Origin of the sequence: Kosakonia arachidis, assembly GCF_900116535.1 — a bacterium.
GTDB lineage: Bacteria > Pseudomonadota > Gammaproteobacteria > Enterobacterales > Enterobacteriaceae > Kosakonia > Kosakonia arachidis.
In genome coordinates, this window is sequence record NZ_FPAU01000003.1 from 146,678 (window position 1) to 172,868 (window position 26,191).

General features: G+C 52.3%; 18 protein-coding genes, 1 tRNA gene and 4 pseudogenes. 12 read left to right on the plus strand and 11 right to left on the minus strand.

Annotated elements, in window-relative coordinates:
* Positions 1 to 193 precede the first annotated feature (193 nt).
* Genes BM427_RS12235 through BM427_RS12245 form a run of 3 tightly spaced genes read right to left on the minus strand, consistent with a single transcriptional unit; the run spans position 194 to position 4,433 of the window.
* A complete protein-coding gene (locus BM427_RS12235) occupies positions 194 to 2,317 on the minus strand; it encodes a site-2 protease family protein (RefSeq protein ID WP_090121945.1) in 2,124 nt (707 codons plus the stop codon).
* The gene (locus BM427_RS12240; RefSeq protein WP_090121947.1) at positions 2,314 to 3,633 is read right to left on the minus strand and encodes an efflux RND transporter periplasmic adaptor subunit; all 1,320 of its coding nucleotides are present in this window, start codon (positions 3,631 to 3,633) and stop codon (positions 2,314 to 2,316) included. Before BM427_RS12240 ends, BM427_RS12235 begins: the two co-directional genes overlap by 4 nt.
* The gene (locus BM427_RS12245; RefSeq protein ID WP_244316526.1) at positions 3,630 to 4,433 is read right to left on the minus strand and encodes an efflux RND transporter periplasmic adaptor subunit; all 804 of its coding nucleotides are present in this window, start codon (positions 4,431 to 4,433) and stop codon (positions 3,630 to 3,632) included. Before BM427_RS12245 ends, BM427_RS12240 begins: the two co-directional genes overlap by 4 nt.
* 1,288 nt (positions 4,434 to 5,721) lie before the next feature.
* Here BM427_RS12245 and tssB point away from each other — a divergent pair.
* From tssB to BM427_RS12275, 6 genes and pseudogenes are all read left to right on the plus strand, one after another.
* On the plus strand, positions 5,722 to 6,222 hold the full coding sequence (gene tssB, locus BM427_RS12250; protein ID WP_090121949.1) for a type VI secretion system contractile sheath small subunit: 501 nt from the start codon (positions 5,722 to 5,724) through the stop codon (positions 6,220 to 6,222).
* Between the two features lie 33 nt (positions 6,223 to 6,255).
* A complete protein-coding gene (tssC, locus tag BM427_RS12255) occupies positions 6,256 to 7,803 on the plus strand; it encodes a type VI secretion system contractile sheath large subunit (RefSeq protein WP_090121951.1) in 1,548 nt (515 codons plus the stop codon).
* Positions 7,804 to 7,841: 38 nt separating this feature from the next.
* Positions 7,842 to 9,170: pseudogene (locus BM427_RS12260) on the plus strand (OmpA family protein); the annotation flags it as partial.
* 13 nt (positions 9,171 to 9,183) lie between these two features.
* Positions 9,184 to 9,774 (plus strand): annotated as a pseudogene (vgrG, locus tag BM427_RS12265) (type VI secretion system tip protein VgrG); the annotation flags it as partial.
* Position 9,775: 1 nt separating this feature from the next.
* A pseudogene (locus BM427_RS26015) lies at positions 9,776 to 9,913 on the plus strand (type VI secretion system lipoprotein TssJ); the annotation flags it as partial.
* Positions 9,914 to 10,065: 152 nt separating this feature from the next.
* A pseudogene (locus tag BM427_RS12275) lies at positions 10,066 to 10,596 on the plus strand (VasL domain-containing protein); the annotation flags it as partial.
* A 473-nt stretch (positions 10,597 to 11,069) separates the two neighbouring features.
* On the opposite strand, the gene BM427_RS12280 reads toward BM427_RS12275, so the two are convergent.
* From BM427_RS12280 to aspA, 6 genes are all read right to left on the minus strand, one after another.
* Positions 11,070 to 11,145, minus strand: a tRNA-Phe gene (locus BM427_RS12280).
* Positions 11,146 to 11,250: 105 nt separating this feature from the next.
* Complete coding sequence (locus BM427_RS12285; RefSeq protein WP_090121953.1) at positions 11,251 to 11,826, minus strand: transcriptional regulator; 576 nt, start codon at positions 11,824 to 11,826, stop codon at positions 11,251 to 11,253.
* A 47-nt stretch (positions 11,827 to 11,873) separates the two neighbouring features.
* Positions 11,874 to 13,577, minus strand: a complete 1,704-nt coding sequence (locus BM427_RS12290) for a protein-disulfide reductase DsbD (RefSeq protein ID WP_090121955.1) — start codon at positions 13,575 to 13,577, stop codon at positions 11,874 to 11,876.
* On the minus strand, positions 13,553 to 13,876 hold the full coding sequence (cutA, locus tag BM427_RS12295) for a divalent cation tolerance protein CutA (protein WP_090121957.1): 324 nt from the start codon (positions 13,874 to 13,876) through the stop codon (positions 13,553 to 13,555). The genes BM427_RS12290 and cutA overlap by 25 nt, the downstream gene beginning before the upstream one ends.
* Before the next feature lie 85 nt (positions 13,877 to 13,961).
* Entirely contained in the window at positions 13,962 to 15,263 is a 1,302-nt protein-coding gene (locus tag BM427_RS12300) for an anaerobic C4-dicarboxylate transporter (RefSeq protein WP_090121958.1), read from the minus strand.
* Positions 15,264 to 15,376: 113 nt separating this feature from the next.
* Positions 15,377 to 16,813, minus strand: a complete 1,437-nt coding sequence (gene aspA / locus BM427_RS12305; protein ID WP_090121960.1) for an aspartate ammonia-lyase — start codon at positions 16,811 to 16,813, stop codon at positions 15,377 to 15,379.
* 338 nt (positions 16,814 to 17,151) lie between these two features.
* Between aspA and BM427_RS12310 the strand changes: the two genes are divergently transcribed.
* On the plus strand, positions 17,152 to 17,622 hold the full coding sequence (locus BM427_RS12310) for an FxsA family protein (protein WP_175539136.1): 471 nt from the start codon (positions 17,152 to 17,154) through the stop codon (positions 17,620 to 17,622).
* A 27-nt stretch (positions 17,623 to 17,649) separates the two neighbouring features.
* Here BM427_RS12310 and yjeH read toward each other — a convergent pair whose 3' ends face one another.
* Positions 17,650 to 18,906, minus strand: coding sequence for an L-methionine/branched-chain amino acid transporter (gene yjeH / locus BM427_RS12315; RefSeq protein ID WP_090121961.1), 1,257 nt, complete (start codon positions 18,904 to 18,906; stop codon positions 17,650 to 17,652).
* Positions 18,907 to 19,158: 252 nt separating this feature from the next.
* Between yjeH and BM427_RS12320 the strand changes: the two genes are divergently transcribed.
* The 4 genes from BM427_RS12320 (at position 19,159) to BM427_RS12335 (ending at position 24,512) form a co-directional block, all read left to right on the plus strand.
* Positions 19,159 to 19,452: a co-chaperone GroES gene (locus BM427_RS12320; protein WP_007372708.1), complete on the plus strand. Its 294-nt coding sequence runs from the start codon at positions 19,159 to 19,161 to the stop codon at positions 19,450 to 19,452.
* 39 nt (positions 19,453 to 19,491) lie between these two features.
* Entirely contained in the window at positions 19,492 to 21,138 is a 1,647-nt protein-coding gene (groL, locus tag BM427_RS12325) for a chaperonin GroEL (protein WP_090121962.1), read from the plus strand.
* A 1,102-nt stretch (positions 21,139 to 22,240) separates the two neighbouring features.
* Positions 22,241 to 22,594, plus strand: coding sequence for a DUF4156 domain-containing protein (locus BM427_RS12330; protein ID WP_167518540.1), 354 nt, complete (start codon positions 22,241 to 22,243; stop codon positions 22,592 to 22,594).
* Positions 22,595 to 23,003: 409 nt separating this feature from the next.
* Positions 23,004 to 24,512, plus strand: a complete 1,509-nt coding sequence (locus tag BM427_RS12335; protein WP_425280047.1) for a methyl-accepting chemotaxis protein — start codon at positions 23,004 to 23,006, stop codon at positions 24,510 to 24,512.
* A 42-nt stretch (positions 24,513 to 24,554) separates the two neighbouring features.
* On the opposite strand, the gene epmB is transcribed toward BM427_RS12335, so the two are convergent.
* Positions 24,555 to 25,583, minus strand: a complete 1,029-nt coding sequence (gene epmB / locus BM427_RS12340) for an EF-P beta-lysylation protein EpmB (RefSeq protein WP_090121966.1) — start codon at positions 25,581 to 25,583, stop codon at positions 24,555 to 24,557.
* Between the two features lie 41 nt (positions 25,584 to 25,624).
* Here epmB and efp point away from each other — a divergent pair, with 41 nt between their 5' ends.
* Positions 25,625 to 26,191 carry an elongation factor P gene (gene efp, locus BM427_RS12345; protein WP_007372714.1) on the plus strand — a complete coding sequence of 189 codons (567 nt, stop codon included), beginning with the start codon at positions 25,625 to 25,627 and terminating at the stop codon, positions 26,189 to 26,191.

Genomic DNA, 26,191 nt, shown 5'->3' on the forward strand with positions numbered 1-26,191 from the left:
TAGTCATCATGCTATCTATCCCCAGAAGATGGGGTGTCACGGGTGTGCAATGGCAGAGCGGTGTTGTGTTTGAATGCCCGACCACCATCAAAACATAGTCAGACAAATGGGATTTGTCTTATATATTCAAAAATATATTCTTAATCTTTTTTGGTTGTGGTCGTCAGGCAGCCGTTTCGTCTGTCTGACGCGATCAAAATCCGCTCTCGCGGATCCCAAGCGCCGCGATCCGTCGCCATACCGCACCCAGGATTGACTCTTTTTCCCCTTGCAGAATGACGCTACCCCGAAGCGGCTGTTGCGGCGGCTGGAATTGCTCCTCCAGCACCCCAAAGCGGACGCGATACTGCGCCTGTATGGGTTGTGGGTTGTGGTCGCGGTCGCGACGTACGGCGATGGGGCCATGGCGATCAGATGCCAGCATCTCTTGTTGTAACCAGGCTGTGCCGGTGGGCGCAATATCGTTTAAGCGGACCGCAATCCGCGGGTAGGACGGATCGTCAGCAATAAATTCCCCTGTCATGCCGGTTTTCGCGCGCGCGAGGGTATCCTCGGGCAAATAGCCCTGCACTTTGCCTGCGCCTTGCTCAACCACCCGCAGCAGGGGTAAATCGGTGGGTAGCCAGCGTCCTTCGGTCATATCCCGCGCCACGTCTCGCACCTGGCCTGCCTGTGGTGCGGTGATCGATAACCGCTGACGCTGCGCATCCAGCCCGCGGTAACGGGCCAGCGATTCTGCCAGTTGGCGGTCAAGCACCTGGGTTTCGCTGGCAGTTTCCTGGCGTCCGGCACCCCGCTGGCGCTGTTGTTGCAGGATACTGATCTGCTGGCGTTCAATGGCAAGGCGATAATCCAGATCCGACGAAGTCAGCTCCAGCAATACGTCACCGGCCTTTACCTGCTGACCGTCACGAACATGCAACGCGCGCACCTGGGCGGCGCTCGGGGCATAAAGCACGCTGACATTTTCCGCTTCCAGCACCGCCGGAACACGGATACTGCCACGCCACGGGAGCAGCAGGATAGCAAGGAACGCCAGCAGGATCAGGCCCGAACGCAGCAGCCTTGCAGGATGAGCACTTTTACGCATAGACCACCAGATAGAGGCTTCTTTCAACACTGGGAGAGCAATGAACCAACCAATTTCCACCAACATCAACATGATGCCGATGACCTTAATGAAAAAGTGATACACCAGCAGTGCAATGCCAAAAAACAGGAAAAAGCGCCATATCCACGAAGCATAGCCCCACAGGAGAAGCTTGCGCTGTAAAGCCGGTGACCAGGTGTGTGGCGGCGGGTGACCGTAATCAAATAAGATTTCACGCAAATGCCAGCGGCATAAGGCATAGGCGCGATCCTGCAAATTTTCCACCCGCCAGAAATCGCTCAGTAAAAAATAACCATCAAAACGCATTAGCGGGTTGAGGTTGACCACCAGTGTCGTGACCCAGGTGGCGCTGGAGAGCATGAACATTGCCGTACGCAACGGGCCATCGGGCAACAGCGCCCAGGCCAGTAACGCAACGCAGGCCAGCATCAGTTCCGCCAGAATACCGCCAGCGCTGATCAATAATCGGGCACGCCTGTCCTTCAGTTTCCAGGCATCGCTGACATCGGTATAAAACAACGGGAACAGCACAATAAATGCCACCCCCATAGTCTGCACCCGACAACCGGCACGCTTAGCCATAAAAGCATGCCCCAGTTCGTGGATAAATTTGGCAAAGACCAGCGCGATGCCGAAAGCCGCCATCCCTTGCAGACTGAACATATGCGGAAACGTCTGGGTATAGCGCACCCAGTCACGACTAACCAGAAAGCCCCCCAGCAGCAGTATTAGCGGTAATACCACCCGCAGGAGTAGCAGGCCGTAACGTTGTAGACAGGGCCAGCAACGGTTGAGCACCGGATCCGGACGCCATAGCGGAATGCGAAAAAAGAGATACTGGTGCAGGAGGGTTTTCCACAAACTTACCCGCCGCGCTGCGGCTTTAATGGCATAGCCTTGACGTTGCACCGGGTCACTGGCGGCTATCAAATCGTGATTACGCAGAAACCGCAATAACTGCTCCAGCTCGCGGCCCTGCAACGGCAGACCCGGCTCACGGTTAGCTGCCTCCAGCACCCATCGGGGATGGCGCAGTGACCAGTGCCGCAAGAGACGTATTGCCGAGGGCGTCAGCGTGAAATAACGTCCGGTCACCGGGTCGGCCAGTACCCATTGCGGCGCACCGTCCAGCCCTTTCGCTGACTCCACGAGTTGCAGGTCGCGCCGTAGCGCGGGCAGGAGCCGGTTTATTTCCTTGTTTGTCATAAACCAACCGACTGGCGTAAAACAGCAAGTGGTCGCCGGAACAGATACACCGCCAGGGGCACGTATTGGCCCGATATCTTAGCTGTACCACGTAAACCAATGCGCGGCGGCTCTCCGGTGAAACGGGCATCAAGTCGATACGCCAGATTCCCTGCAGGCGTTTGTTCTGATTCGTAAGCAACACGATCCAGCAATGCGCCATGCGGCGTCAGCGGATCGCTATCGAGAAAGAGGGTGATGGGCGCATCCGGCTTAAGACGAATAGCATCGCCGACATCAAGCTCGATACGTAGCGATACTGAGGCAGGATCGGCCAGGTCCAGCAAGCGTTCGCCCGTGCGGACTGGTTTACCCACCCAGCGTTCGGCATCAGCAAAAACAGCAATACCATCCCGTTCGGCATGAATTTCAGTGCGACTCAGTAAAGCATTGGCATAATCACGCTCAGCGCGCTTTTGCTCAACCTGTGCAGCAAGGAAATCCAGTCGTGCTTTGGAATCGGTATCCTGAAAAGCCCGTTGCGCACTCGCGCGGTATTCCGCTTCTGCCACGTTTAATGCGCGCTCTGCCACATCCGCCTGCGCTTTCAGCGTTGTATCGTCAAAACGAACCAGCAGATCACCTTTGTGTACGCTCTGGTTAGGCTGTACCGCAAAAGCCTGAATCACTCCATCAATCGGGGCGGCAACAACGCGTCCATTCAGTGGGATCACTTCTGCCGGAGCCAGCACCGACTGGTGGACAGGAATAAACAGACAGCCGACCAGAAGCATACAGGGGATCGCCAGCTTCCAGCGCCAGCGCGGGCGTCGCCAGACGGGTTGTGGTTCCAGTGCCAACCAGGCATGACCAAAGGCATGTGCCAGCTGTTCAACAAGCAACGTTTCAGCATTTTGCCAGGGTTGCTCACGCGCATACCATATCCCACCAAACACTCGACCCTTGCGATCTTTTAGCGGTGCCCACAGCACTTCAGGAGCAGAAAGCGCAAGCCAGTCATTACGGCTTTGCTGATCGAGTAACGCGGCCTGCACAACGGCACATTGAGCATGTTGCGAATGACGTTGTAACTGCGCACCGGCCCGCTCAATAAACGCCACGAACGGCGCGTGGGGAGCTGGTTGTGTGACACCGGTAACCGCCCGTACCGTGCCGTTGATCACCAGCGCAGCATGACGAAATCCGAACAACGGCTGGCTGTCGTTAACGATGCAGTAAGCCAGTGCTTCGGGCGTTTCCGCCGATCGAGCCTGACGTTCAATGTCCAGAAACTGGGCAAAGATACGTTCGCCGGGAAGGGGAGGCGTATTGTTCACTGTTGCTCCTGAAAGTTCGCCGTACCGCTCATACCGGCCATCAGGGTACTGTCGTTGCTGTCGATAACGCCTGTCAGGCTCAGCGTCTGGCTGCTTTCATCAATACGCGCACCCAGGCGGGATACAGTGGCGCGCAGCGGCTTGTTTGTTTCATCCGGCGTAAAAGTAAAGGTCAGCCCCGGTTTGAGCATTGAGAGCCAGCGAGATGGCACCAGCAGATCAATCTCCAGATGACGATTACTCACAATATCAAGTACAGGTGCGCCCGCCGCGACACTTTCATAGGCTTGGGCGCGCCGCTTAACGACCTGACCGTCGAACGGCGCCAGTATGCGACAGTGGGTCACCTGAATCTGATACACCTGGCTTTCCGCCTGCGCCTGAGCCAGACGTGCGGCGGATAGGGAAACGGCGTATTTGCCGACCGATTTCATTTGCGCAAGCTGCTGATTTTGATTGAGTTCGGCATCGGCTACCCGCATAGCGGCCTGAGAGGCGGCCAGTTGGGCCTGATAGATAGCGCAGTCAAAACGCGCCAACAGATCGCCTTTCTTGAAAGGCTCCCCTTCCCGGAAAGGCATTTCCGTTATACGCCCGGCAAGATCGCTCGAAATCGTCGCCTGCTCGACCGCCACCAACATTCCGCGTGCCTGCTTATCGGGCAATTCTCCCGTTTGAGTTGTATGCGTCGGGCTATTCAAGAGCGGGTCAACGGCCTGTGCCTGTAAGTGAAAAAAACAGAAACAAAGTATCGCCAGTCCAGGGCATTTTCGAAAAAAAGCATGTACCAAATTCTTCACTCTTGCCTGCCTTAATTCCACTGGATGAATACGAAACAGAGGTGCAGAAACACCCTTCTGAATCTTCATCGAATAATCGTACTTATTGGGTCGAGTATAGTAAATCTGCAACAATAGCAAGGCGATATAAAACGATAGTCAGGATGTGCATTTATTATAATAATTCGAAAATTGCCACTCGTATCTCAAAATGAAAGCAGCGTAGAATATCCCCTAAGTCAAATAAACGTAGAGCCTAATGGGATAGGCTCTTAAATGAGATCACCATCCAGAGGATGGTGAAACGTCCTTCGGATTTAAAGTCCCGTGTTCAACAATGAGGCGCTAAGCAAAGTAGCAAAGTACCTTCATCATGCAGGTGATCATTGTCATCTCGTTGAGGATCTCAATTCTTAATGAACAGCGGGCCCGGAATCGATGATTTAACTTAATTCATTAAATAATATTTTTGATGTGACTTATTTTTATTCCGTTTTGATTCAATTTTGCATCTTAATCCGGCACAGAATGAGGTTCGGTGAGTAAAGGGCACTTCGGATATATCGCGATATATTTTAACAAACCATCCGGGAACGCCAGCTCGTTGTACACATATGCTGCCAGATCTGCAACATCAGACATAAACATGTTGATGAGTCGTTGCAGTGGTTAGTGGCGGAGACTGACTGGGACAATGAAGCTCTTCTGGTTAATATCACTGGCACTGGTGTGAGATATGCGTCAAGGCCAGTCGTTACATTTCCTTTTTGGTGAAAATAAATAAGCCAAGTTTAAGTAAATAATAAAAATCTGGATATATCTTCGGTTTTTTACATGCCCGGTCACGTCCTGCCTCTCATTTTTTATAAAAATAAAAAATCAGATATTTCACGCGGGCGATGAGGTTCTGTGCGAATTTTAGCCTTAAGTTAAATCGAACACTTGTCTAATGCCTTTATCCATCAGTATCTTATGTTTTTTGTTAGAAAATTCTTATAAATCATAATGATGATTTTTATTTTAGAATGACCTGTTTTGTAAATTTTTGTTACATATTTTTATTTCCAGTCATTCGGGAACGTTCCTACACTCCGGCTATTGGGTCTTATCCGAAATTTTTTATTTCAGATAAATACTCAAAAACACAGTGTTAATATGCTGGTGAATGGAATGCGCTCGCTTTTAACCCCAGGATTTTGATTCTCGCGGGAAGATGTTAACCTGGATGTTGTTCTGGCAGGGTAAGCCTTTCTTATTAATTTCTCACTGGCATTGACCGTTTCTATCACTCCATAGAACAGGGACAGCCATGTCTAATTCTTCCTTTCAGTCCGAAATACCCAAAGCACGTATTAATTTAAAACTGGATTTGCATACCGGCGGGGCGAGCAAGAAAACCGAGCTCCCCCTGAAATTACTGGTGGCGGGTGATTTCAGTCATGGCCAGGAGGCAGCGCCTTTATCTGAGCGAAAAAAAGTTAATCTGAATAAAAATAATTTTGACGCTGTGCTTGCCGAATATTCCCCAAAAGTCAATCTGACCGTTAAAAACACGCTGGCTGATGACGGCAGTGAAGACAACATCAGTCTGACTTTCCGGAGCATGAAGGATTTCACCCCTGAACAGGTCTCCCGGCAGATCCCCCAGCTGAAGGCGATGCTTTCCATGCGCAATCTGCTGCGTGATTTAAAGGCTAACCTGCTGGACAACCAGGCTTTCCGTCAGGCGCTGGAAAAAATCCTGCTCGACCCGGCCTTAAGCGCAGAACTCAGAGCCGAACTCTCAGCCCTGGCCCCGAAACAGCCATAACGGACACGATGTTTTAACGGATTAATAAGGAAGATGCTGATGTCGGTAAAAAATGAGAATGCCACCGCTGGCGAGAGTGTGGTGCTTGAACGTCCTGCGGCGGGCGGGGTTTATGCGTCCCTGTTTGAAAAAATCAACCTGAGCCCGGTCTCTGAGCTGAGTGCGCTGGATATCTGGCAGGATGCACAGGCGATGTCGGATGCCACTGCGGATGAACGTTTAACGGCGGGGATGCAGGTGTTCCTCGAGTGCCTGACCAAATCGGGCTCAAAAGTTGAAAAACTCGACAAAAACCTGATTGACCATCATATCGCGGAACTGGATCACCAGATCAGCCGTCAGCTTGATGCTGTCATGCACCATGAGGCCTTTCAGGCAGTGGAAAGTCTGTGGTGCGGCGTGAAATCGCTGGTCGACAAAACCGATTTCCGCCAGAACGTGAAAGTGGAACTGCTGGATATGTCCAAAGAAGACCTGCGTCAGGACTTTGAAGACAGCCCGGAAATCATCCAGAGCGGACTGTATAAACATACCTATATCGACGAGTATGACACCCCGGGTGGCGAGCCGGTTGCCGCGCTGATTTCCGCTTACGAATTTGATGCGTCTGCGCAGGACGTCACGCTGCTGCGCAATATTTCGAAAGTCTCCGCCGCAGCGCATATGCCGTTTATCGGCTCTGCGGGCCCGAAATTCTTCCTGAAAGACAGCATGGAGGAAGTGGCGGCCATCAAGGATATCGGTAACTACTTTGACCGTGCGGAGTACATCAAGTGGAAATCCTTCCGCGAGACGGATGATGCCCGCTATATCGGTCTGGTGATGCCGCGTGTACTGGGCCGCCTGCCGTATGGCCCGGACACCGTGCCGGTGCGCAGCTTCAACTACGTCGAAGAAGTGAAAGGCCCGGATCACGACAAATACCTGTGGACCAACGCCTCGTTTGCGTTCGCAGCCAACATGGTACGCAGCTTTATCAATAACGGCTGGTGCGTGCAAATCCGTGGTCCGCAGGCCGGTGGTGCCGTGCAGGACCTGCCTATTCATCTGTACGATCTGGGTACCGGCAATCAGGTGAAAATCCCGAGTGAGGTGATGATCCCGGAAACCCGTGAATTTGAGTTCGCGAATCTGGGCTTCATTCCGCTCTCTTACTACAAGAACCGCGATTACTCCTGCTTCTTCTCGGCCAACTCCACCCAGAAGCCGGCCCTGTATGACACCGCCGATGCGACAGCCAACAGCCGTATCAACGCGCGTCTGCCGTACATCTTCCTGCTGTCGCGCATCGCCCATTACCTGAAACTGATTCAGCGTGAAAACATCGGCACCACCAAAGACCGTCGTCTGCTGGAGCTTGAGCTCAACACCTGGGTTCGCAGTCTGGTCACGGAAATGACCGATCCGGGCGACGAGTTGCAGGCGTCTCATCCGCTGCGTGACGCCAAAGTGGTGGTGGAAGACATTGAAGACAACCCGGGTTTCTTCCGCGTGAAGCTGTACGCCGTACCGCATTTCCAGGTGGAAGGCATGGACGTCAACCTGTCACTGGTTTCCCAGATGCCGAAAGCGAAATCGTAACGTAAGCAGGAAGCCGATGAAAACGGAACAACCGTTAACTGTCGGTGATGGTCACTGTCTGCCCGCAGAAGCGGACTGACAGCGAACGCCTTACCAGTCGCCTGCTGGCTCTGCGCTGGCAAATCAGTCAGTTGCGTAAAGAAACCGGACATTCTGTACCGCTTGTTCTGAATGGCCAGATTGGCAGCGCGATGACGAATAACCTGCTCTGGCAGGCGGCTATGCCGGGGGAAGGGGTGAGAGTCTGGCGGGAGTCTTCAGCACCGAGTTCAATCGCTGCATGGGTTACCACTGGCGGAACGCCTGCGATGCAGCAACAGGTGCTGATGAACAGCCTGATGAGCTGGTTTCATCAGCATGTCCAGGCTGTCTTTATGGACGAAAACCCCGATGTCCCGGTCATCGCACCTGCCGCGGTGCTGTGGGGAATGGGGCCGATCCTTGCCGGAAGCCTGGCCACCTCGGCCTGGACGGCGTGGCTTTCTCGTCACACTGCGATGCAGCAGGTCACTGGCTGGCAGCCCGTTGGAACGAACAGTACGGTTATTTCCCCGTTTCCGGATTTTATCCTGCCACTGCTACCGGAAGGGCGAGGCCTGACGCCGCGTGACAAAGCCTTCCGTTGTGCGCTCGGGATCTTCACTTTGGCGACCATTGCTGCGCTACTCAGCAGCGGCTGGAACAATCGCCAGTTACTGCATCGCGTGAGCTTCGATATTGCCCGCTATGACCGTATCCCGACGAATGAGTACGGACTGAAAGCCGACGCCGTTGCTGCTCTGCGTGACGATGTGGCATCACTGAATTTCTGGGCGCGCAATGGTGTACCGGCCTGGTTGAGTCTGGGTCTGTATCAGGGTGAGCGTCTGCGCCTTACGGTACTGGATGCTATCCGCTCGTATGTGCCTCCGCCACAGTTACCTGAACCACAACAAAAACCCAAAACGGCACCGAAAATTGTGCGTCTCGACAGCATGTCGCTGTTCGATTCGGGCAAATACGAACTGAAAACCGGCTCCACCAGAATGCTGGTCAACTCCCTGGTCGGCATTAAGGCGAAGCCGGGCTGGCTGATTGTCGTCAGTGGTCACACGGATAACACCGGCAACCCGCAACTGAACCAGACGCTCTCCCGGCGGCGTGCCGAAGCGGTACGCGACTGGATGCGTGACACCGGTGACGTACCGGAAAGCTGTTTTGCGGTGCAGGGTTATGGCGCAGACCGCCCGATCGCAACCAATGACACGCCGGAAGGCCGGGCGCTCAACCGCCGTGTCGAAATCAGTCTGGTACCGCAGGCGAATGCCTGTCAGATACCCGGCAAAACCCCGGCGTCATCGCAGGATGATGACGTTTCTCAACATTAATGGAGTAAATCCGATGGCAATTCCTGTTTATCTCTGGCTGAAAGACGATGACCATGCCATCAGCAAAGAGATGATGCTGATGAAGGCCGCTTCCCTGACGTTACAGGCACCTGTGGATCAGGGCTACGGCATTAAGGTGCAACAGGCCGTTCGCGTGATTCAGGGGGTAGTCAGCGGTTTTGAACGACTCGGCACCTCAAAAGATGAAACCCATTACGCCCTGACGCTCCGGCCACGCCTGGCGCTGCTCGACCGTTCGCACCAGAACGCCATCTACCAGGACCTGTCGGTTCCACAGATTGTGGAAAAAATCTTGCGCGAGCGGCACCACATGCGCGGCCAGGATTTTCTGTTCTCGCTTTCAAAAGAGTACCCGCGCCGTGAACAGGTGATGCAGTACGGCGAGGACGACCTGCATTTTATTACCCGCCTGCTGGGTGAGGTGGGTATCTGGTTCCGCTTTACCACCGACACGCGGCTGAACATCGACGTGGTGGAGTTTTACGACAGTCAGCAGGGGTATGAGAAAGGCCTGACCCTGCCATCTGTGCCACCGTCCGGCCAGCATTCTGAAGGTGTTGACTCAGTGTGGGGGATGGAGAGCGGGTCTGTTCCGTCACCCGGATATGGTCAACAACACCTGGAAACAAGTGATTCCACGCAAAGACCTCGATCCAGATAAGCCGCGCATTCTGGAAGCGGGTAACAATCAACTGACGTTACTACCGCTTAAGGACGACTGATGCCCCAGGAACATAACACGCCTTCATTGTATGAAATGCTCACCGGTCATTTTACCGGAGGCCTTAGCCTCAATCTGGTCAGTGAAGAAAATCAGGTCATCCTGTCGGTACTGGATAACATGCAGCGTATTCTTAACTGCCGTGCCGGCACGCTGCCTGTACCTCTCGCGCCTGAAAAGCGGGACATGTTGCGTCGGCAAGCTCCGTTACCACAGGCTGTCATCACACAAACACAGCAGCAGCTCGCCCGGCTGGATAAATTGCCTCCTGACTGGAATATTGTCTACAGTCGTCAGTTGATTGAGCAGGCCAGGGTACTGTGGCCAGAGCAAGCTAAATCCATGGCATTACACTGGCAGCAACAACTTAATGCTGCTGCATTGCCGACAGAACGCCTGAATGGCTGGTATCAGGGAATGATGAGGCTACAGAAACTGAGTGACAGGCTGAACGTGCTGGATGAGCAGAAGGGAAAATATATGACGGTCAGTGAGCTGAAATCAGCAGTTTTTTCCACTATGCAGTCATTTAACCAATCCATACCGGCTGAAGAACAACTGCGTATATTGTCAGAAAACCCTGCTGGAGTACCTTTACCTGCCGCGGCCAGGGCTCAACTGGAGATGCATCTGAAACAATTGACAGCCCGTTATGCTGCAATAAAACAGACTGCATCAGAGTAAAAATGGTGAAAAAAATTATCGTCGATTTAGCCTGTTACCGGAATAAACACGTCGGACGGCTGCTGGCGATCTAATCTTTCTGGAAAATATGCAGTTGCTGAGATTGCCGACCGGCTGGGGTGAACTTCAGGCGCGGTAGGGTTGATGGCTTATAAGCCCGGATGTCGAAAAAGGAAAAATGCACCATGGAGAATGTTGAGATGGGTATTATTCGTGAACGCTATGCCTTGGGAGTCGATGTGAGGTTATAAGGTTTATCATCCGACGTCAGTGAGCGCCATTGATAGGGGCTCCTGAAAGCAAAGGGGGAGAAACTTTATCGGATCAGACTATATCCTCAGTTGTACCCTCGCAAGGAGGTTAGTGTGGGCTGAAGTTGTTTGAGTTTGGTCGAGCTAAGCTATTGTAGAGGTGCTGATTTCGCCAGGTTCAGAAAGCAAAAACCCGCCTTGTGGGCGGGTTCTTTAGAATAGTGGTGCCCGGACTCGGAATCGAACCAAGGACACGGGGATTTTCAATCCCCTGCTCTACCGACTGAGCTATCCGGGCAACGGGGCGCATTAAACCCTAATCGTCTTAAGGCGTCAACCTTATTTCTAAAAATGCTATCCGGTTGCTCAAGTTTGCGGCAAAAAGGGCAATTGTGCAGCGAAATCAGGTTAACGCGCCGCCCTGGCGGCAACAGGCGAAACGCAGAATATCTTCCGCCAGCCGCTGCGCTGTATCGACATCTGCCTGGCTGCGATTAACCAGCATCCGGCTCAGACAACCCTCCAGTACCAACTCCATTTGCTTAGCCACCATTGTCGGATCGTCAACTTCCAACTGCGTCAGCACCTGATGTGTATAGTCGTAGGCATCACGCTTTTGCTGAGCCGCCAGTTGATGGATTGGGTGTCCGGGATCGGGAAAGAAAGTACACGCGGCGATAAACAAACAGCCGGGATAGCGGTTGTTGCTGACGCATTCAGTTAACGCGGCGTAGCGTGCCAGCAGCTTCTGCTCATGAGTCAGCGTCTCATCCAGCAGCATCTGTCTGCGCCAGGCATCAACCTGCTGGCTCAGATAACGCAGCGCGTCATAGAGCAGGGCTTCTTTATCCGGCCAGAAACGGCGCAACTCATCAAAAGGATAGTCGATACGATCGGCAACCATTTCAAGAGTGGTTTCAGCAATCCCTTTTAGCTCAAGTAATTGCAATGTCTGGCTCAAAACGTCTTCACGTTGCACGTTGTTGTCCTCCGTTATCTGAAGCGAGCTGCCCCAAACAGTGTTGTTTATGGGGTGCGATTACGCAAATGCGTGGCAAAGGTTGTTGCATCCATAAAACCGGTCACCCGGTCAGCGGGCTGCTCGACGCCTTGCGCGTCGAAAAAGAGGATTGTCGGCAGACCCAGTACATTCAACTGGCGCAGCAGCGCGGCATCCTGCGCGTTGTTTGCCGTCACGTTGGCCTGTAATAACACGCTCCCTCTCAGTGCCGCCTGCACTTGTGGGTCACTGAAGGTGTATCTCTCGAACTCTTTACAGGCTACGCACCAATCCGCATAAAGATCCAGCATTACCGGCCGACCTTTTGCCTGCGCCAGCGCCTTGTTCAGATCATTAACGGTCTGGATCGGGGTAAATGCCAGCGGTGAGTGCGCCTGTACGGTGGGCGCGTCAAATACCCAGTCCTGCAAGGGACGAGCACATACCAGCGCAGCGCCGAGCAGAGCAATTTGCACGACACGTATTACCGGGCGTGTCACATGGAGGCTGGTAATGAACGCCCAGGCAAAAAACGCCAGACCCAGCAGCGACCACAGCCGCAATCCCCATGTATCGCCAAGAACGCGCTCCAGCAGGAAGGCGGGCAGGGCGAGGATGACGAAACCAAAGGCGATTTTGACCTGCTCCATCCACGGCCCGCTTTTTGGCAGCAACCGGTTACCGAACACCGTTACCAGGATCAGGGGTAAACCCATTCCCAGCGCATAAAGATAAAGTGTGCCGCCGCCGAGCCACAGATTACCACTCTGGGCGATATAGAGCAGAATAGCGCTCAGTGGCGCGGTGGTGCAGGGTGAGCAAATCAGCCCCGCGATTGCGCCCATGGCAAACACGCCGCCAGGCGAGCCTCCCTGCTGGCGGTTACTCCACAGCGTTAAGCGGGTTTGCAGTGCGGACGGCAGTTGCAGGGTAAACAGGCCGAACATCGACAGCGCCAGCAGGCTAAAGAGCACAGAGAGCCCAATCAGCACGTAAGGATGCTGTAATGCCGCCTGAAATGATAGCCCGGCAGCGGCAACAACCAGCCCCAGTGCGGTGTACGTCAGCGCCATTCCCTGTACGTAGATAAACGCCAGCAGCAGTGCGCGCGTGGTGGACAGGCGCTGTTTACCGCCCAGAACAATGCCGGAAATCAGCGGATACATCGGCAGTACGCAAGGGGTAAACGCGATGCCAATACCGATAAGCAGCGCCCAGAACGCGGAAAAAGGCAGCGAGGCCACAGGCGTGTTGTTTGCTGTAACTGACTTTCCGGCGGAGGCTGGCATGGTGGATTGCGCGGCGGCAACTTCCATCAGCGGTACGACTTTGGTTTCTGGCGGATAGCAGAACCCCGCGTCCGCACAGCCCTGATAAGTCACTGTCAGCGTCGCGCCTTTTGTCGCCTGCGTAACGTCAATCGGTAGCGTGAGTTGCTGGCGGTAGATTTCACTTTTGCCGTAGAACTCATCTTCATGCATCTCCCCGCCTGGCAACGCCGGTGTGCCAATACGGGCCTGATTCGGAGTGACGTGAATCTGTTGGCGGTAAAGGTAGTAACCCTCTTTCACCTGCCAGTTGAGTGTAAGGTCATGCTGATGTTGCTGAAAATCAAAAACAAACGCTTGATCGGCTGGGACAAAACTGGAACGACCAGGCGCGTCGAATAATCCGGCAAAGACGGACGTGCTGCACAACAGCAGGATCAGTGTAAGGATGCGTTGAGCCATGAGAGGTAATCGTAATCTCCGTGGGTAACGGGCAAAGCCAGTAGTTCAGGGGTCTGGTACGGGTGGTTCGATTTAATGCAGGCGAAAAGATCCTCCAGATGCGCGACGTCAGTTTTCAGCAGTAGCTGGACTTCGTACTCCTGCTCCAGTTTACCTTCCCAGTAATACATTGATGTTGCACCCGGCAGGATAGTGACACAGGCGGCAAGTTTATCGGCCAGCACTTTGGCAGCCAGATCCTGGGCAGTGGCTTCATCCGGGGCAGTACAGAGTACAACAACGGCATCAGGCGTGTTCATCGTCAACCTCGTAGCAGAGAGAGTACCGACTATACCACGCTAAGGAAAAGGATCGGGCCGCCGGGCGACCCGATTTTAAGGACTTTTACAACAGGATACCGCCAAAGATGAAGCCGAGAATGACGCACAGCGTAATGGCGATCACGCCCGGAATGAGGAACGGGTGGTTAAACACGAACTTGCCGATACGCGTTGAGCCGGTATCGTCCATCTCTACCGCCGCCAGTAGCGTGGGGTACGTGGGCAGCACAAACAGCGCGGAGACCGCCGCAAATGATGCAATGGCGGTCAGCGGCGAAACGCCCAGTAGCAGCGCGGCAGGCATTAGCGCTTTGGTGGTTGCCGCCTGTGAGTAGAGCAGTGTCGCGGCGAAAAACAGTACCACTGCCAGCAGCCACGGGTAGTTATGCAATAAGTCGCCAGCAACCACCTGGATATCTTCAATATGGTGCTTCACAAACGTATCACCCAGCCAGGCGACGCCCAGCACGCAGATACAGGCGCTCATACCCGATTTAAAGGTACTGGCGTTCAGCACTTCGCTGGTCTCGATTTTGCAAGTCAGAGAAATCAGTGTCGCGATGGTCAGCATAAACACCACAATCGCTTCGTTACGCGGTAGTACCGGGTGGGCAATCAGCCCTACGGTTGGGCTGATTGCAGTCGCGTACAGCATCACCGCCACAATGCCAATCAGGAACAGCAATACCGAGCGTTTAGCGTGGGGTTTCAGTTCAAATACCTTTCTGCCACGCAGACTCACTTCACCTTTCGCCAGACGCTCCTGGTACACCGGGTCGTCTTTTAGCTCACAACCGAGGAAATTACACACCACGGCGGTGATCATCACGGCAATCAGCGTGACAGGAATACAGATCGCCAGCAGTGTCAGGTAACTGACGCCCAGCGGTTCAAGGATACCGGCAAAAAAGACCACGGCGGCAGAAATCGGCGAGGCAGTGATAGCGATTTGTGAGGCGACCACGGCAATTGACAACGGACGCGACGGGCGAATGCCTTGCTCTTTCGCCACTTCGGTAATCACCGGCAGTGTGGAGAATGCCGTGTGCCCGGTTCCGGCAAGAATAGTCATAAACCAGGTGACCAGCGGCGCAAGAAAGGTGATGTACTTCGGATGGCTACGCAGCATGCGTTCAGCCAGGCTCACCAGATAATCCATGCCGCCCGCCACCTGCATCGCGGCGATAGCGGCAATAACGGCCATGATAATTTCGATGACGTCGAAGGGAATGGCGCCAGGCGGGATTTGAAAGAACAGGGTCAGGATAAGAACGCCAAGGCCACCTGCAAACCCAATGCCGATACTGCCAAGCCGGGCGCCCAGGTAGATGGCTAATAAGACGAGGACAAGCTCTGTTGCAAACATAGTTGGCTTCCTTGTTTAACTAAGTGATATAGAATCGTTATATTTTAGTTACTATCCATAAGAAAAAAGGCACGTCGCGAGTGACGTGCCTTTTGTTGGTCTATCCACCGGAATTACTGTTCACTTTCATCGGTGTAGCGCTTCGCTTTATAAGCCGGGTGCATCAGGTTCTGGGCGGAGAAAATATCATCCAGTTCCGCTTCCGTCAGTAGTCCTCGCTCCAGCACCACTTCCCGTACGCTTTTCCCTGTTTCGGCGCAAACCTTGCCGACGATATCGCCGTTGTGATGGCCGATAAACGGGTTTAGGTAGGTCACGATGCCGATGGAGTTATAGACGTAGCCTTCACACACTGCTTTGTTCGCCGTGATGCCGTTGACGCATTTTTCCAGCAGGTTGTAGCAGGCGTTGGTGAGAATATGGATCGACTCAAACATTGCCTGTCCAATCACCGGCTCCATCACGTTCAACTGCAACTGGCCCGCTTCGGAGGCCATAGTGACGGTGGTATCGTTGCCGATCACTTTAAAGCACACCTGATTCACCACTTCCGGCACCACCGGGTTGACTTTGGCTGGCATGATCGACGAACCCGCCTGCAACTCTGGCAGGTTGATTTCATTCAGCCCGGCGCGCGGCCCGGAGGAGAGCAGTCGCAGGTCATTACAAATTTTGGAGAGTTTCACCGCCAGACGTTTCAGCGAGCTATGTACCATCACGTACGCGCCGCAGTCCGAGGTGGCTTCAATCAGATCTTCCGCCGGAACGACCGGCAAATTGCTCACTTCCGCCAGTTTCTGCACCGCCAGGTGCTGGTAGCCATCTGGCGTATTGAGGCGAGTACCGATTGCGGTCGCGCCGAGGTTCACCTCCAGCAGCAGTTCAGCGGTGCGCAGCAGGTTTTTGGTCTCTTCATTCAGCAGCACATTGAAGGCGTGGAATTCCTGACCGAGCGTCATCGGCACCGCATCCTGCAACTGGGTGCGGCCCATTTTCAGGATATCCTTGAACTCCACTGCTTTGTTCTCAAAACCTTCACCGAGCTGTTTGATGGCATCAATCAGCTTAACGATGGAGGCATACACCGCGATGCGGAACCCGGTAGGGTAGGCATCATTTGTGGACTGGCATTTGTTGACATGATCGTTTGGGTTGAGGAACTGGTAGTCGCCTTTCTGATGGCCCATCAGTTCAAGCCCAATGTTGGCCAACACTTCGTTGGTGTTCATGTTGACGGACGTACCCGCGCCACCCTGATAAACGTCTATTGGGAATTGATCCATGCATTTGCCATTGTTCAGGACCTCATCACATGCGGCAACGATAGCGTTCGCGATATTTTTAGGAATGGTTTGCAGCTCTTTATTCGCCAGGGCAGCCGCTTTTTTTACCATTACCATGCCACGGACAAATTCAGGGATGTCGCTGATTTTGCTGTTGCTGATATAAAAATTTTCAATCGCTCTCAGAGTATGCACACCATAATAGGCATCCGCTGGCACTTCCCTGGTACCCAACAAATCTTCTTCGATACGAATGTTGTTTAACATGTGAACCTTCTTTTGCAAGCTACGAATGAATACACCAAACACATAGTATTTATGTGGATATGTGTCTTTTTCGACCGACGATTATGCCCTTAATCGGCCGGATACCCGAGATTATATGCTGGAGATAAGTAAATGCCGTAATCTCGATCACTTATTATCCTTGTGCATGCATCATTATTAATAATATGTGAAATGTGTCACCGCTTCGTAACAGACAAAACTTTACATCGTGGTGGAAATTGAATTTTTTCAATCTGCCGCCATCTCAGGACTATGCGATTCGCAAACCCTTACTGACAGACGCCACAGGGCGTCTGTTTTTTTCACAGGAGAAGCCAGTGCGCTGGATACCGTTTATTGCTTTTTTCTTATACGTCTACATTGAGATATCGATCTTTATTCAGGTTGCTCATGTTTTTGGCGTCCTGATGACGCTCATTCTGGTGCTCTTTACCTCAGTGATTGGTATGTCGCTGGTGCGTAACCAGGGCTTTAAGAATTTCATGTTGATGCAGCAAAAAATGGCGGCGGGTGAAAGCCCGGCGGCGGAGATGATTAAAAGCGTATCGCTGATCATTTCGGGTCTGTTGCTGGTGCTGCCGGGGTTCTTTACCGACTTCCTCGGCCTGCTGCTGCTGCTGCCTCCGGTGCAAAAACACCTGACGCTGAAGCTTATGCCGCATCTGCGCTTTTCGCGGATGCCGGGCGGCGGCTTTTCGACGGGAGGCGACGCGGGCCAGACATTTGAAGGCGAGTATCAACGCAAAGACGATCAGCGTAATCGGCTGGATAATAAAGACGACCACTAATGTTGATGCCCGGACCGCCGGGCTTTTTTACGGCTGTACGGAGCGGATCGTTGTGGTGCGGCGCTTCGGCAGCAGTAGCCACAGTGCGGCCAGCATGATCACCGCATACAAACTCTTCCAGCCAGGGATTACCAGCAGTAACAGGCATAGTACGCTGCCGACCATCGCCAGCGCTTTATAACGCCCCTTCAGTAAGCGGCAACCTGCCAGCATGCACAGCAGGTAGATCATGATGAAAATCCCGTTGGCGTAGATAATCAGTGTATCCAGATTAATGCTGAACGCGTAGATGGCTATGGTGCACACCATGCAGCAGAACAGCACGGCGTTGAGCGCATTCACTGGCAACTGGCGTTTAGAGAGTTTTGCCAGCGCGCTCTCGGGCTTGTATGCCGCCTGCGACCACACCAGCCGGGCGAAGCTCTGGATATAAATGTTCAGACTGGCGAAGCAGGCCAGATAGCCAATAATGCAAGCTATCCACAGCGCCTGTTTACCGAACAGTTCAACGACGATCGCCGGGAGCGATGCCGCTGCGCTGAGCGTGTGCCAGACATCAAAGTGCAGCACTACCACGGTACAGGCCCAGTAGACCGAACCCGCCAGCAGCAGGCCAATCATCAGTGCGCGCGGGAAATCCCGTTCCGGGTTTTTGAATTCCGAAGCCAGATGGGCGAAAGCCTCCAGACCAACAAAACACCAGAACATTACCGCCAGGGATGCCGACATCGCGGAAATCGACACCTGCGGCAGCGGCGGGAAAGGAATGTCGCGGAAGGTAATGCCGCCACGCCACCAGATAGCGACGATTAATGCCACAATCAGCCCGGCGATAAGCGACTGCAGATTAGCACTGGAACCTGCGCCGCGCGTGCCAATAAACCAAATCAGCATCAGCGTGCCAAGCTCAGCCATAAGTAATAGCGACCCTTGCCAGCCAAACATGCCTTGCCAGAAGCCCGCAGCAATATGCAGGGCTGCTGGTAGCCCAACCGGGATCACCGAGAGAAATAACCAGCCGGTGACACGCTCAAGTCGCGGGCCGAACGCCAGACCGACAAAGTGGGCGACGCCGCCCGCGCTGGGGAAATGACGGCCAAGTAAGGCAAATACAATCGCCACCGGGAACACCAGTAAAATGAGCACCGGCCATGCCCACAGGCTGCTGTCGCCTGCGGCCAGCGCCGCCAGCGCGGGTACGGCGAATACGCCGGTGCCGAGCAAAGATGTTGATAACAACCCAATGCCCTGCGCCAGCCCCAACTCCTGTTTTAATTCACTCATTGTCGTTGTCTGTTGGTTATCAGTTGCGCAGATGTTATCACAATCGGTTTTACTTATGGCTGCGTCAGCGCCTGCCAGCAAGAGTGGAATCTTCCCGGTTTAGGGGATTAAGTGCGATTTCATAAATTTTTTTGTTGTTCCCCCTTGAAGGGAGAAACAGCTAACCCCATCTCTCTGGTCACCAGCCGGAGAACCGTTTGCGGCCCGGCGCTATCCATAACTGATAAAGACTTTCTCAAAGGAGAGCTATCAATGAGTATTCGTCCGTTACATGATCGTGTGATCGTCAAACGTAAAGAAGTTGAATCCAAATCTGCTGGCGGCATCGTTCTGACTGGTTCTGCAGCAGGTAAATCAACTCGTGGCGAAATCATCGCTGTCGGTAAGGGCCGCATCCTGGAAAACGGTACCGTTCAACCACTGGACGTGAAAGTGGGCGATATCGTGATTTTCAACGATGGTTACGGTGTGAAAGCTGAAAAAATCGACAACGAAGAAGTGCTGATCATGTCCGAAAGTGACATCCTGGCAATTGTTGAAGCGTAACAACGCGCGCGAACCTGAACGAATTTAAGGAAAGAGAAAATGGCAGCTAAAGACGTAAAATTCGGTAACGACGCCCGTGTAAAAATGCTGCGCGGCGTGAATGTTCTGGCAGATGCAGTGAAAGTTACCCTCGGTCCGAAAGGCCGTAATGTGGTTCTGGATAAATCTTTCGGTGCACCGACCATCACCAAAGATGGTGTTTCCGTAGCACGTGAAATCGAACTGGAAGACAAGTTCGAAAACATGGGGGCGCAGATGGTGAAAGAAGTCGCCTCCAAAGCGAACGACGCTGCGGGCGACGGTACCACCACTGCAACTGTTCTGGCGCAGGCTATCATCACTGAAGGTCTGAAAGCCGTTGCTGCGGGCATGAACCCGATGGATCTGAAACGTGGTATCGATAAAGCTGTTGCTGCTGCGGTTGAAGAGCTGAAAACACTGTCCGTACCGTGTTCTGACTCTAAAGCTATCGCTCAGGTAGGTACTATCTCCGCAAACTCCGACGAAACCGTGGGTAAACTGATTGCGGAAGCGATGGATAAAGTCGGTAAAGAAGGTGTCATCACCGTTGAAGACGGTACCGGCCTGCAGGACGAACTGGATGTGGTAGAAGGTATGCAGTTCGATCGTGGTTACCTGTCTCCTTACTTCATTAACAAGCCGGAAACTGGCGCAGTAGAACTGGAAAGCCCGTTCATTCTGCTGGCTGATAAAAAAGTCTCCAACATCCGCGAAATGCTGCCGGTTCTGGAAGCCGTTGCGAAAGCAGGCAAACCGCTGGTGATCATCGCTGAAGATGTTGAGGGCGAAGCGCTGGCAACGCTGGTGGTTAACACCATGCGCGGCATCGTGAAAGTTGCAGCTGTTAAAGCACCGGGCTTCGGCGATCGTCGTAAAGCTATGCTGCAGGACATCGCAACCCTGACCGGTGGTACCGTGATTTCTGAAGAAATCGGTATGGAACTGGAAAAAGCCACCCTGGAAGATCTGGGCCAGGCTAAACGTGTTGTGATCAACAAAGACACCACCACCATTATTGATGGCGTGGGTGAAGAAGCTGCAATCCAGGGTCGTGTAACCCAGATTCGTCAGCAGATCGAAGAAGCAACTTCCGATTACGACCGTGAAAAACTGCAGGAGCGTGTAGCTAAACTGGCTGGCGGCGTTGCCGTTATCAAAGTGGGCGCAGCAACTGAAGTTGAAATGAAAGAGAAAAAAGCACGCGTTGAAGATGCGTTGCACGCGACCCGTGCTGCCGTTGAAGAAGGCGTGGTTGCTGGCGGCGGCGTTGCGCTGATCCGCGTAGCAAGCAAAATTGCTGAGCTGAAAGGCCAGAACGAAGATCAGAACGTCGGTATTAAAGTTGCGCTGCGCGCAATGGAATCACCGCTGCGTCAGATCGTGCTGAACTGCGGCGAAGAGCCTTCTGTTGTGGCGAACACCGTTAAAGCTGGCGACGGCAACTACGGTTACAACGCAGCCACCGAAGAGTACGGCAACATGATCGACATGGGTATCCTGGATCCGACCAAAGTGACCCGTTCTGCTCTGCAGTACGCGGCGTCCGTTGCCGGCCTGATGATCACTACTGAGTGCATGGTAACCGATCTGCCGAAAGGCGATGCGCCTGATTTAGGTGCCGCTGGCGGTATGGGTGGCATGGGCGGTATGGGCGGCATGATGTAATTGCTGCCTGACACGCGAACAGGGCGACCTGTCGCGAGTTCAACGAAAAGGAGCGGGCGTTGTCCGCTCCTTTTTTGTTTCCTGCTTTTCCCATGAATGCGCATGAAACTCTATCGGCAAATTCTTTATTGATAACAATATCTAATCCGTGCTAAGTAAAAATCCTGTCTAAGGCATTTCTTAATGGCTTGAATGCCTGATGCGAAGTCAGATATTATTCTAAATAACGGCGGGATATATTAATTTAATGTATTGTTTGACGAATTTTGACCCTATTTATCGTGTTGCTTTCAAAATATCATTGTGCGTTAAGGTTTTCCCTTAGCACCCAATTAAAAAGCCAATAATCTACTGCTGACGCGAGTCAGCGTTTTAGTTTTAACTTATTGATTCCTGATAATACCAGCGACGGACCTGAAATGGATTTCGTAATTAATCATAGAGATCATGGTGGTACCTCACATGACGATGCTTATTATGGGGTTGGTTACGCTTTATCAATAAATCAATTAAAAGTTGTTGTTGCAATGTATTATAGTTATTGCAATATGTTTTTTAATAAATGCTCTATTAGTGATTCTGTTTAATAAATTATTGCGGTGCTTTCAGGTTATATATCTAATGTATTTTAAATGGTTTTGGTGATCATTTTAACAGGCAGGGAGGGTGATCATGTTATTATCAGTACGAGGTTGTTAACATGTTATGGTTTTCAGATTCAGACGATGAGCTTGCTATTCTTTTTTTAGTTATCTGACATATTATTTCCATTGCTAATTATCGGTTGAGGTATCATCTCTCAACACGCTGTATTCACCTCCAGGTTCTGTTTAAGACGATAAGCGCTGGCGATGAGCAAAAGGCGCAACACCGTACGCGAAAGGGAAACCACAACCAGCGCAGCTGCGTTGAAGTGTTGTCAGGCAGAAAGCCTGTCAGCGTTGTTATTTCTTCAGTATTACCATCTGCGATCGCTTTTGCTGGCACTATTTTCCGCGATTTGTGCGGCTTATGCTGAGGATGTTTTTCTTTTAGTCATCTTTTTAGTATAAGGTTTACAGACGGGCGGCATGCGTCCAGCTCATTGATTATGGGGAATAACATGTACGTAAAACGTTTGGCTGGGATTATGGGCGGTGTGCTGCTGTTAGCGGGTTGCAGCAGCAGCAGTGAACTAAGCGCCGCAGGGCAAGGGGTACGCTTTGTGGAAGATAAACCGGGCGCACAGTGCCAGTATCTTGGCACCGCCACCGGCTCGCAGAGCAACTGGCTCTCTGGCCAGCATGGCGACGAGGGGGGGTCAATGCGCGCGGCGGCGAATGCATTGCGCAACCAGGCGGCTGCGATGGGCGGCAACGTTCTTTATAACGTTTCCAGCCCGACACAGGGTTTCTTATCCAGTTTTGTCCCAACTGCCAGCGAAATGAACGCGCAGGTCTATAAATGCCCTAACTAAGTTGTTTCCAGGGACTCCCGCTCATTCTGGTGGGAGTCTATTAATCGCTTCATTCGTTATTTACCCCACTTACTCTGACCCTTTTTCGTAACTCTTTTTCAACCCATCCTGAATGTTAAGTTTTCTTAATGTTAAAAACATTTTCTATTTTCTTTGCGGAGAAGATACCGCGATCACTAAAGTATGCGGTTTTATTGTCGATAGTGTTGGCAGGACGCAAAAATAAAAGGATTTTAAAATTAGAGTGCTTTTGGCAGGTGTGAAGAGGGTCGGAGAGACGATGAATATTACAAAGAAGCTATTGCTTGCATTTTCGTTATTAATCCTGAGTTTAATTGGAACAAACTTAATCGCTGTTTTTTCACTATCGAAAATTGGTAACGCGCAGGATTATTTTCAGGCAAATATCTTGCCGAGCCTCGACGTCATGAACAAAGAGATGCTGCAGGTTACCGGCATCCGTAGTCAGCTTTATCTACATGGTTTGACGCAAGACGCTGCGGGTATGAATGAAGTACAACAAAAAGCGTTAAAAATATATGATGAATTATATGCCATGCATCAACATTACCTGAAGGAGCTTATTTCTGATCAACATGATCTTGATTTATCGAATAAAACGTTAGCGGATTTAGAAAAATTCCGCACAGTGATGGATCAATATTTTAAAATATCAAATGCTAACGATCGTGATGGTATCATTAAAGCCATGCATTCAGGGGGATTGGTTTCGAGTATTATCACGCAATTGGTCAATGATTTTGACGCTCAAATTGCCTATAACGCCTCGTTGGTGACGACGGCTAACAGTAATAATAGTTCGTTGATTTCTCGCGCAATGACGCTATCTCTGATTGCCACGTTGGCGTCGACGCTTGTTCTGGGACTGTTTGGTTTATTCACCGTGTTGAATATCAAGCGTCGTCTGAATGATATGAAAGACGGGATGGTCAGCATCAGCGAAAAACTGGATCTCAGACATGCATTACCCACGGGGCGTCTGGACGAGATTGGCCAGGCCGTTGGGGCATTCAACCTGCTGATGGGACGGGTCGCGGAATCACTGTCCATGGTACGCAGCGCCTCCAGTTCGGTGAACACCGCCGCTAATGAGATTGCCCTCGGCAATAATGAACTTTCTGCTCGTACCGAACAGCAATCGGCCGCTGTAGTGGAAACGGCCGCAAGCATGGAAGAGTTGAGTTCGACGGTGAAACAGAACGCGCAGAACGCGCATCAGGCCAGCCAGTTAGCCACGACAGCGTCAGATACGGCGGTAAAAGGCGGCACGGTTGTAAGTGTTGCAGTGAATCGCATGAAGGATATTATCGAAAGCTCGAAACGCATTTCCGAAATCACCTCTGTGATTAATGGTATTGCATTTCAAACCAACATTCTGGCGCTTAACGCAGCTGTTGAAGCAGCCAGAGCCGGTGAGCAAGGACGTGGTTTTGCTGTGGTAGCAGGCGAGGTGCGGAATCTGGCGCAGCGTAGCGCCCAGGCGGCTAAAGAGATTGAAACCCTGATCCATGAGTCGGTGAACTATATCGAGGAAGGTTCCCGGCAGGTCGATCTGGCGGGAGAAACGATGAGCGGCATTGTGCACTCCGTGCAGCAGGTTAAAGATTTAATGCAGGAGATCGCCGCTGCGTCCGATGAGCAAAACCGTGGCATTTCGCAGATTGCCCAGGCGATGTCGGAAATGGATACCACCACGCAGCAGAACGCCGCGCTGGTACAGGAATCTTCCGCCGCCGCCGGTAGCCTTGAAGAGCAAGCAAGTAAACTGCAACAACTGGTTGATGTGTTCCGCTTGCCAGGGCAGCAACTGGAGAAAGTGAAAAAGTCGATCGGGAAAATACATCAACCAAAACAGGCTGTTGCCACTGCGGGACAGGACGGTTGGGAGACGTTTTAAACGGCAATGACGAGCCTGCAAAGGCTCGTCATTATTTACGGCTTAGCGCTGGCGTAATTGCAGATCCAGCGGCGTCTTACTGGGTTCGCCGCCAATCTCGCGGGCAAGTTTCGGCACCATATAGCCGGAAACCAGCGTCAGAAGCTCGCGCATAATCAAACGCGCTTCGTCATCACTCACCATAAAGTGCGCAGCGCCCTGAACTTTATCCAGCACATGCAGATAGTAGGGCATCACTCCCACATCAAATAACGCATTACTCAACTCCGCCAATGTTTGCGCATTATCATTCACGCCACGTAGTAGCACGCTTTGATTCAGTAAAGTGACGCCCGCCTGCCGCAGTGCGGCCATCGCCGCGCGGAAGTCATCGCCGATCTCCTGGGCGTGGTTAATATGATTGACCAGCAAAATTTGCAGAGATGAACGTGCGAAACGTGCGACTAGCGTATCAGTGATGCGCGCCGGGATCACAATCGGCAAGCGGCTGTGGATACGCAGGCGTTTAATGTGTGGAATGGCTTCCAGCTGTTCCAGCAGCCAGTCCAGCTCATGATCTTTCGCCATCAGCGGATCGCCGCCGGAAAAGATAATTTCATCCAGCTCCGGATGCGCGGCAATATAGTCCAGTGCGCCTTGCCAGTTACGCTTGTTGCCCTGATTTTCCGCGTAGGGGAAGTGGCGACGAAAGCAGTAGCGGCAGTTCACAGCGCAGCCGCCTTTCACCAGCAGCAGGGCACGATTACTGTATTTATGCAGTAATCCAGGCACCACGCTACTCTGTTCTTCCAGCGGATCGGTGGTGAAACCCGGCGCTGCGATAAATTCCTGCGGTGTGGTGATCACCTGGCGCAATAACGGATCGTTGGGATTGCCAGGCTGCATGCGCGCGGCAAAGGATCTCGGGACGCGTAGGGGAAACAGGCGTTTTGCTTCACGACCTGAAGTTAAATTTTCATCCGTGTCTATCTTTAAAAGACGTAATAGTTCGTCCGGATCGGTTATTACATCGGCAAGTTGCATTAACCAATCTTCTCTGGACGGGGTATTTAGGGTTACAATATGCGCCATTTTGTGGCTAAGCTACCAGTTAACAATTTTCAGAGGGCCTTATGGCGACTTACTATAGCAACGATTTTCGTGCTGGTCTTAAAATCATGTTGGACGGCGAACCTTATGCGGTTGAAGCCAGCGAATTCGTTAAACCAGGTAAAGGCCAGGCATTTGCGCGCGTTAAGCTGCGTCGCCTGCTGACCGGTACTCGCGTAGAAAAAACCTTCAAATCTACTGACTCTGCCGAAGGTGCAGACGTTGTCGATATGAACCTGACTTACCTGTACAACGACGGTGAGTTCTGGCACTTCATGAACAATGAAACTTTCGAACAGCTTTCCGCTGATGCCAAAGCGATTGGCGATAACGCAAAATGGTTGCTGGATCAGGCTGAGTGCATCGTAACTCTGTGGAACGGCCAGCCTATCTCCGTCACTCCGCCGAACTTTGTTGAGCTGGAAATCGTTGAAACCGATCCTGGTCTGAAAGGCGACACCGCAGGTACTGGCGGCAAACCGGCTACCCTGAGCACTGGTGCAGTGGTTAAAGTCCCGCTATTCGTGCAGATCGGTGAAGTTATCAAAGTGGATACCCGCTCTGGCGAATATGTATCTCGCGTGAAGTAA